Raw genomic sequence first — 8,247 nt, forward strand, 5'->3', positions numbered from 1 at the left:
CATCGCCACCCGCTATGACAAGCGGGCCGATATCTTCCTCTCTACAATCCTCTTGGCCGCTACCCTGACTTGGTGGATCAATTGAGTCTCGACCCTAGATCGGTCGCTATAGAGCGATGAGCGTCGCGCAACGTTTTCGGGATGCCGAGGCCGGCATCGCAAACCACATACTCGATTATATTATCTTTGGGCCGAGCACTTACTTGGACAATTCCGCCAATAGGACTATTTGCGTGGTTCAGTACATTGTCAGCGATTTCATTTACGGACCACTCTATGCTTGCCACTTGCTGCCGGTCGACAAGATCTAGATTTCTCAAACTCAGATCGATTATCTTCTCGATTGCCTCGAATTGCTCATAGGGGTTTGAGTAAAGAATTGCCGGTAGATGAGTTGGGGATTCGAATTTAGAGCGGTCAAAGCTCCTTGGATCAATCAAATATGCCCAATTCGAGTTTTGGAAAAGACGGTTCAACTTTGGATCTTGGGGCAATTCTAGCATAATTTCAAAGCCTTGATGCATTAGGCTTCGACAGTGGGCAGATAAAGGGAGAAATTCGGGTGTATACCCTTTAGTTAGCCCGCCTAAATCCAGATTGGCTGACCGGTATCCCGCTTTCCGCAAATTGTGCAAGGCGGCCATAATCCGCCGGAGATCGGGCCGTTCAAATGGGCCCGAGAAACTTAGATTGTTCAAATTCGAAGTAAGTTGCCCCATGCCGGAAAGATACACTTTGAAGATTTGATCGCAATACCTTACACCTCTCTCGCATTGCTGAACGCAAAACTGGTCACGCGGCGGGTATTCTCGTCGAGGATCAGCGTACGGGTGATCGGCGGCTCGGCGCGCTGGGCGCAGTTCTCGCGCTCGCACAGCCGGCAGTTGACGCCGATCGGTGTGCCTTCGGCGTTGTCGAGGTCCATGCCCGCGGCATAGACCAGCCTCGATGCGTGGCGGATTTCGCAGCCCAGGCCGATGGCGAAGCGCGGCTGTGCCTGCGGATGCGGCGCGACGGGGCGGCGCACCATCTGCGCGATCGAGAAGTAGCGGCTGCCGTCGGGCAGCTCGATCACCTGTTTCAAGAGACGATCGGGTGTGTCGAAGGTGGAATGGACGTTCCACAGCGGGCAGGTGCCGCCGAATTTCGAGAACGGAAAGGTGCCGGACGAGAAGCGCTTGGAGACGTTGCCGGCGTTGTCGACGCGCAGCATGAAGAAGGGCACGCCGCGCGCGTTCGGCCGCTGCAGCGTGGTCAGGCGATGGCACACCTGTTCGAAGCTGGTGTTGAATCGCTGAGCCAGAACGTGGATGTCGTAGCTGAGCGATTCCACTGCCGCATGGAAGGCCTGGTAGGGCATCAGCACGCAACCGGCGAAATAGTTCGCGAGCGTGATGCGGTAGAGCCGCCGCGAGGTGTCGTCGAGCGCGCCGGCGCGCGCGATGATCGCATCAAAGGCGGGCGTGCATTCGGCGAGTCCGATCTGGAACGCGAGCTGGAACGCACGGCCAGGTCCGTCCACCAGTTCAGAGATCAGAAGCTGGCGGCGGTGACGGTCGAAGCGGCGCAGCGTCTCGCGCATGACATCCACGGGCATGATGCGCGTCTGAATTGAATGTTTTTCCCGTAACCGCGCGCCCAGCGCCGCGAATACATCCTGCGCAGGTGCGTTGATCTCGTCGCGCAGGGTTTCCGCCACCTGTTCGAGTTCGGGAAAATAGTTGCGGTTGGCCTCGATCATGTCGCGGACCCGCTCGATCGGGTTGGCCTCGAAGCGTGCCCCCGCATTCTCATCGCGATCGGCGAACTGCGCGGCGGCAAGCGTCTCGCCGCGTCGCGCCTCGGTATAGGCGGCATAGAGGCGCTGCAGCGCGTGGGTCACGCCGGGGCACAGCTCGGCGAGATCGCGCAGTTCCTGCTTCGGGATGTCGATCCGCCGAAACAGCGGATCGGAAAACACCTCGTTCAGTTCGGCGAAGAAGCGGTCCTCGTCGGCGGTTGCGAGGTCACGCAGATCGAGGTCGTAGGTTTCCGCGAGACGAAGCAGGATCTGCGCGGTGACGGGGCGCTGGTTGCGCTCGATCAGGTTGACGTAGCTCGGGGAGATGCCGAGCCCCTCCGCCATCTGGGTCTGCGACAGCCCGAGCTGTTGCCGGATACGCCGGAACCGCGGGCCGACGAAGAGTTTTTTGCCCGGAACAGTTGCCATTTTGACATCCGATTATGACAATAATTACAAAATAACATATATGACATGAACATATGTTACATGACATCATCATTTGAGATCAAGACACCTATACGAATTGATTTGATTGGCGTTTATCTAGACCCACGTTTTGCAATGCAATGTCATGAATGTGGCACTGGAGATAGTGATGCTAAAGACGTTTGAGCAGCTCGTTCCCGCCCCCAAGGGCCGTTTTGAGGGAATCAGCCGTCCCTACACCGCTGAGGAGGTCGAGCGGCTGCGCGGTTCGCTGGAGATCAAGTACACGCTCGCGGAAAAAGGCGCGAACCGGCTGTGGAAGCAACTCAACGAGATGCCCTATGTGAACTCGCTCGGCGCCGTCACCGGCAACCAGGCAATGCAGCAGGCGCGCGCCGGCCTGCCCGCGATCTATCTCTCCGGCTGGCAGGTCGCCGCCGACGCCAATACCGCAGGCACGATGTATCCTGACCAGAGCCTCTATCCTGCCAATGCAGGGCCGGAGCTTTGTCGCCGTATCAACCGCACCTTCCAGCGCGCCGACCAGATCGAGCACGCCGAAGGCGGTGCGAAGATCGACTGGTTCGTGCCCATCGTGGCTGATGCGGAAGCCGGCTTCGGCGGACCGCTCAACTCCTTCGAGATCATGAAGGCCTATATCGAGGCTGGCGCGGCCGGCGTTCACTTCGAGGACCAGCTCGCATCAGAAAAGAAGTGCGGCCACATGGGCGGCAAGGTGCTGATCCCGACCGCCGCGCATGAGCGCAACCTGATCGCCGCGCGGCTCGCCGCCGACGTCTGCGGCGTGCCGACTTTCGTGCTGGCGCGCACCGATGCGGAGAGCGCCAAGCTCATCACCTCGGATATCGACGAGCGCGACCACGAGTTCATCACCGGCGAGCGCACGGCGGAAGGCTTCTATCGCCTCAGGCCCGGCAGCGGTCTCGATCACTGCATCAAGCGCGGGCTGTCGTTTGCGAAGTACGCTGACCTTCTGTGGTGGGAGACTTCCAAGCCCGACCTCGACGGCGCGCGCAAGTTCGCCGAAGCCGTGAAGAAGGTCTATCCGAACAAGCTGCTGGCCTATAACTGTTCGCCCTCGTTCAACTGGGAAGCCAATCTGGACAAGGACACCATCGCGCAGTTCCAGAAGGAGATCGCCGCGATGGGCTACAAATTCCAGTTTGTCACGCTGGCGGGCTTCCACTCGCTCAACCACGGCATGTTCGAACTGGCGCGTGGCTACAAGGCCGAAGGCATGGCGGCCTATTCCCGCTTGCAGCAGGCCGAGTTCGCATCGGAGCAGTTCGGCTATTCGGCGACGCGCCATCAGCGCGAGGTTGGCACCGGCTACTTCGATCTGGTCTCGACCACGATCAGCGGCGGTCAGTCGTCCACGACCGCGCTTCACGACTCCACCGAAGCCGCGCAGTTCAAGCCGCAGGGTTCGAAGATCAGGGCTCAGGCGGCCGAATAAATAAAAGGAGGCTCTCATGACCGGCAGCAATTTCTGGGTGATTGGCGGCGAGTTCGGTTCGATGAACTTCCACAAGCTCGTGGAAGGCTCGGCGCAGGTGCAGGGCCCGTTCAAGACGCGGAAGGAAGCCGAGGATGCCTGGCGGGTGGTGTCCGAGGAAAACCGTCACCGCGCCGGCGTGCGCTTCTCCATCGTGGAGGAACCGAACCGCATGGCGGGCTGACGCGCCCATCTTCAAGAAGAAACGTCCAGGGAAACGGACGGCCCTGCCCGGGAGACCGGGCGGGCCGTTTGTTTTTTGGGGACGGGAAGTACAGGGCGGACGGGAGCGGGATGCGCGTATTAAGCCTTTGTAATTAAACGCTCGTTGCTCGAAACGGGGTTGCTGTTAAGCTGCGGAGTTACCGGCAGGTTAACGGTGGCCGGAACGGAAGGGCACGATGCCGAGCGCAGGAGGCGTGGGGACAGGCGGGGCGGAATCCGCGAAGCCGGCGCGGCTGCGCGACGCCCTGCGCCAGGCGCGGATCGAGGCTGCCGACCGCACCGGCGTCGTTGTCGACCTGCGCGACGCGGAAGTGGCGCGGCTTGAGATCCTGAACGAAGCGCTCGATCCTCTGTTCGCCCAGATCCCCGATCAGGTCGACCTGTTCGATCGGGGGATCAGTCAGGGAGACATGCCGCGACTGTGGATCGATCTCGTGGCGCATGTTCTCATGGGCCGCGACAAGCGCATGTACCGTTTCGTCCAGGATACCCGCCATGGCCGGGTCGTGCTCGCGGAATCTCATGACGTTACCGTCGTCGTGAATGCCGTCACCGATTATGTCGCCCGCCGCATGATCGAGCGTGAGCGCGCGATGGCGACATCGCTGCCCGAGCAAGGGAGGCCGCAGGAGAAAGGCACGGAAGGCGGACAGAAGAAGCCACGCCGCGACCGCCTCTGGGCGTTCGCGTTCGGCTTCATCGCCGGCGTCGTCGGGTTGTTCGGTCTCGCACTGGTCGCGGCGCTCAGGAGTCCATAACGCGGGCCATGACCTTGATCGTGGCGTGGTTCACTTCCCCGCTGGCGAGACCCGCAGGATGCGCCCGGCCGCATTATCGGTCAAAAGCCACAACGCCCCGTCGGGCCCCTGCCTGACATCGCGGATGCGCTCATTGAGATTTTGCAGGAGCCGCTCTTCGCCGGTGACGGCATTGCCCTTGAGCGAGAGCCGCACCAGCATCTTGCCCGCCAGCGCGCCGGTGAAGAGGCTGCCTTGCCATGCCGGGAACAGCGTTCCGGTATAGAACGCCATGCCGGAGGGGGCGATCGACGGCACCCAGTATTTGATCGGCTGCTCCATGCCGGGCTTCGACGTGCTTTCATGGATCTTCGCACCGTTGTAATCGATGCCATAGCCGATCACCGGCCAGCCATAGTTCTTGCCTTTGCCGATGATGTTGACCTCGTCGCCGCCGCGCGGGCCGTGCTCAATCTCCCAGAGATCGCCGGTTGCCGGATTGAACGCGAGGCCTTGTCCGTTGCGGTGGCCATAGCTCCAGATTTCCGGACGCGCGTTGTCGTGGCCGACGAATGGATTGTCCGGCGGCACCGAGCCGTCAGGTGCGATGCGGACCAGCTTGCCGTTGTCGACGCGAAGGTTCTGCGCCTCGTCGCGCGGACCGAAATGATCGCCGAGCGTGACGTAAAGATTGCCGTCGCGCGGGCCTTGGGCGATCCGGCAACCATGATTGGCCTGGCCACCGGGACCGACCTGCGTGAAGATCACCTTCACCTCATCGAGCGCGGCGGCTTCCTCGTTCAGCCGTGCCCGCGCGACGGCGGCGTTGCCGCCGCTGTCGACGGAGTAACAGAAATAGAGCGTGTGGCTGCTCGGAAAGTCGCGGTCGAGCGCGACGTCGAGCAGGCCCGCCTGTCCGCCGACATAGGGCTTCGGCACGCCCTTCAAAGGTGGCGACAATACGCCGTCGGGAGTGACGATGCGGATGCGGCCCGGCCGCTCGCTCACCAGCATGCGCCCGTCCGGCAGAAAGGCAAGGCCCCAGGGGTGGACCAGGCCGCTGGCGATGGTCTTGACGCTAAGCGGCCCGGCCGACGATTTGAATATCGTGCTTTCGCCGCGCGCGGCGGCGGCGATCACGAAGGGGGCGGTCAGCACGATGGCCGCGCTCAGGACGGCCGTGGTCCATGCACTGGATGCTTTCATCGAATCGTCCTGTTGTCGAACGGGCGGTCACGACGACAAACGCCGGTAACCGCAAAAAGATCACGATGCGGTATACACGCCAGAGACCGGATCGGTTCAGGCGGGGATCGGCACCGCCATCGCGGCCTTGATCGACATCGCCGCAAAGGCCAGGCAGAGGCAGATGGCGACGGCCGCGATCGCCAGCGAAGCGGCGACTGCGTTGGTCAGGCGCGTGGAGGCAAGGCGTGTCACGCGTGCCTCAAAACCGCGGTTCGTGCTCTGCGATCGCATCGTTCATCAATCCTTCGAGGACGAATCACTCGCAATGCGGGAGTCTTTCACGTTGCGCGGGCAGGATTGGGGCAGCGACCGGTATGAAAAATGTCCAAAGCAGGGCGGGTGCCGTGCCGCTTCGGCCGAACGCCATCAGGTGCCGGCGGCGATGCCCGCCGCAGCATTCCCCGGCGGAGCAGCACGCCCGTCCATATCGGCGAAGCCGGGTTGCTGTTCAATCCGCCGCAGCCAGGCTTGGATCGAGGGAAACGTCGTGAGGTCGAAGTCGCACCGGTCGGCGACATGGGTGTAGGCATAAAGCGCGACGTCGGCGATGGTGAGCTGGCCGGCGGCGAAGAAGTCATGGGTTTTGAGATGATTCTCCATCACCTGAAGCGCCGCATAGCCGCGCTCCATCCAGTCGTCCAGCGCGTGAGTCTGCAGATCGCGGCCACCTTTCACCAGCGAGAGCCAGAAATAGGCCGCGCCGATATTGGGCTCCAGCGCGTGCTGCTCGAAGAACATCCACTGCAGCGCCTCGGCGCGCTCGATCGGGGAGTCCGGAGCCAGCGCGGTTCCAATCGCGACGTACCACAGGATCGCATTGGATTCCGCGAGGTAGCGCCCTTCCTCGACTTCCAGCAATGGCACTTGTCCGCTTGGATTCTTGGCGAGAAAATCCGGCGTGCGGCTTTCTCCGCGCAGGATATCGACCTCGACGGCATGATAGGGCTCGCCGAGGAAGGCCAGCGCAAGGCGAACCTTGTAGCTGTTTCCCGAGCGTTGCATCGAATAGAGCTTGTACATGCGGGAAGGCTGGATCCGTTCGGGCCGAAGGAGCGCGCCGGTTTGCTGCGCGGGTAAATGATACTGGTAAACAATGATGCCGCCGGCGATGCGCCGCAAGAGCAGGGAACAGCCCGATCGTTCGATGCGTGCGAAAGGCCGAGAGTTGCTGCCGGGTGCGCGATTCAGGAAAAAATCATGTCGGCAACCCGCGCGGATGCATGCGCAAGTTCGCGGTTCCGGCGCGCCGGTCCTGGCGGTCGCGCCACGCGCGGCGAAGCGCGAGCGCGTAGAGTGCGAGCAGAGCGATCGCGCCGAGCGGGATGCCTGTCGCGCCGGCAACGGTGCGGGCAAGCAGCGGCGACGCCCATGCCGCCGCCAGCACGCTGATCTCGAAATCGCGGAAGCCACGGGCAAACCCGAGAGCCGTCAGGAATGCGAGCGCCGGTGCAGCGATCGTCAGGTCGTAGTCGAGCGTGTGCGGCGAAGCCAGCAGAGCGGCGATGATGAGGGTCGCGGCCTTGAGGTTGTCGTCGGAGCGGCCGCGCCAGATCCATGCGACGCCGCAAATCGTTGCGGCCGATGTCAGGCCCTGGGCGACATACGCGAGCGGCAAGCCCCCGCCCCACATTCGGACCGCGGCGAACACGCTTTGCAGTTTCTCGAAGCCGACGCTGCCTTGTTCCAGCAACAGCCGGCGCGACATGTCGGTCGATGCGAGAAATGCGAACCACACATCGGTGCCGAATGCGAGCGAAGCGACCAACGCGAGCACGATCACGGCGAACGCCGCCGCGGCAACAGCTCGCCAATGGCCGGATACGATCAGCGCGACCGGGATCACCAGGGCGAATTGCGGCTTGTAGGCGAGACAGCCGAACAGCAGGCCGGAGAGCAGCGGCCGCGTCGGCAAAGTCAGCAATGCCGCGCCGAACAAGCCGGCGGTAAGCAGGCCGTTCTGACCGTGGCCGACATTGATGAAAATGGCCGGAAAGGCGAGCGCCGGAAAGATCCAGATGGCGGCCGGAGAACCGCGGGCCTGCCGCAGTGGCCGGAGGATCGCGCCGATTACGCCGAGATAAAAGGCGAGCGTTGCCGCCTGCCATACCGCGAGCGCGATCGGATAGGGCATCAGCGCCAGCGGCGCTGCGAGCAGCAGAAAGAACGGCGGATAGAACCACGCGTAATAGGGTATGCCGGCGCCGAAGATCTGCTGCTCGCGCGCGTAGTGCGCGGCCATATCGTAGACCTCGGCTGCGCGCCCTTCGAGAGCCAGCGACCCGGCGGCGTAGAAGCTGGAGAAGTCGGTGCCG

At 62.4% G+C, this 8,247-nt stretch carries 8 protein-coding genes; 3 read left to right on the forward strand and 5 right to left on the reverse strand.

Going from position 1 to position 8,247, the window contains the following annotated elements:
- Positions 1 to 757: 757 nt before the first annotated feature.
- Positions 758 to 2,209 (reverse strand): short-chain fatty acyl-CoA regulator family protein, encoded by a 1,452-nt coding sequence (locus BGO16_RS04290; RefSeq protein ID WP_292617360.1) that lies wholly within the window; start codon positions 2,207 to 2,209, stop codon positions 758 to 760.
- Positions 2,210 to 2,378: 169 nt separating this feature from the next.
- On the opposite strand from BGO16_RS04290, the gene aceA reads away from it, so the two are divergent.
- The 3 genes from aceA (at position 2,379) to BGO16_RS04305 (ending at position 4,708) form a co-directional block, all read left to right on the forward strand.
- The gene (gene aceA, locus BGO16_RS04295) at positions 2,379 to 3,686 is read left to right on the forward strand and encodes an isocitrate lyase (RefSeq protein ID WP_292617361.1); all 1,308 of its coding nucleotides are present in this window, start codon (positions 2,379 to 2,381) and stop codon (positions 3,684 to 3,686) included.
- Positions 3,687 to 3,702: 16 nt separating this feature from the next.
- A complete protein-coding gene (locus BGO16_RS04300; RefSeq protein WP_292617362.1) occupies positions 3,703 to 3,909 on the forward strand; it encodes a hypothetical protein in 207 nt (68 codons plus the stop codon).
- A 217-nt stretch (positions 3,910 to 4,126) separates the two neighbouring features.
- Positions 4,127 to 4,708, forward strand: a complete 582-nt coding sequence (locus tag BGO16_RS04305; RefSeq protein ID WP_292617363.1) for a hypothetical protein — start codon at positions 4,127 to 4,129, stop codon at positions 4,706 to 4,708.
- Positions 4,709 to 4,738: 30 nt separating this feature from the next.
- On the opposite strand, the gene BGO16_RS04310 is transcribed toward BGO16_RS04305, so the two are convergent.
- The 4 genes from BGO16_RS04310 to BGO16_RS04325 form a co-directional block, all read right to left on the reverse strand.
- Positions 4,739 to 5,893, reverse strand: a complete 1,155-nt coding sequence (locus BGO16_RS04310) for a PQQ-dependent sugar dehydrogenase (RefSeq protein ID WP_292617364.1) — start codon at positions 5,891 to 5,893, stop codon at positions 4,739 to 4,741.
- Between the two features lie 96 nt (positions 5,894 to 5,989).
- Positions 5,990 to 6,127: a hypothetical protein gene (locus BGO16_RS04315; protein ID WP_292617365.1), complete on the reverse strand. Its 138-nt coding sequence runs from the start codon at positions 6,125 to 6,127 to the stop codon at positions 5,990 to 5,992.
- A 174-nt stretch (positions 6,128 to 6,301) separates the two neighbouring features.
- Positions 6,302 to 6,955 carry a glutathione S-transferase family protein gene (locus BGO16_RS04320; RefSeq protein ID WP_292617366.1) on the reverse strand — a complete coding sequence of 218 codons (654 nt, stop codon included), beginning with the start codon at positions 6,953 to 6,955 and terminating at the stop codon, positions 6,302 to 6,304.
- Positions 6,956 to 7,130: 175 nt separating this feature from the next.
- A partial coding sequence (locus tag BGO16_RS04325; protein WP_292617367.1) for a glycosyltransferase family 87 protein occupies positions 7,131 to 8,247 on the reverse strand: 1,117 nt, incomplete at its 5' end.

This window comes from Nitrobacter sp. 62-23 (genome assembly GCF_001897285.1).
GTDB lineage: Bacteria > Pseudomonadota > Alphaproteobacteria > Rhizobiales > Xanthobacteraceae > Nitrobacter.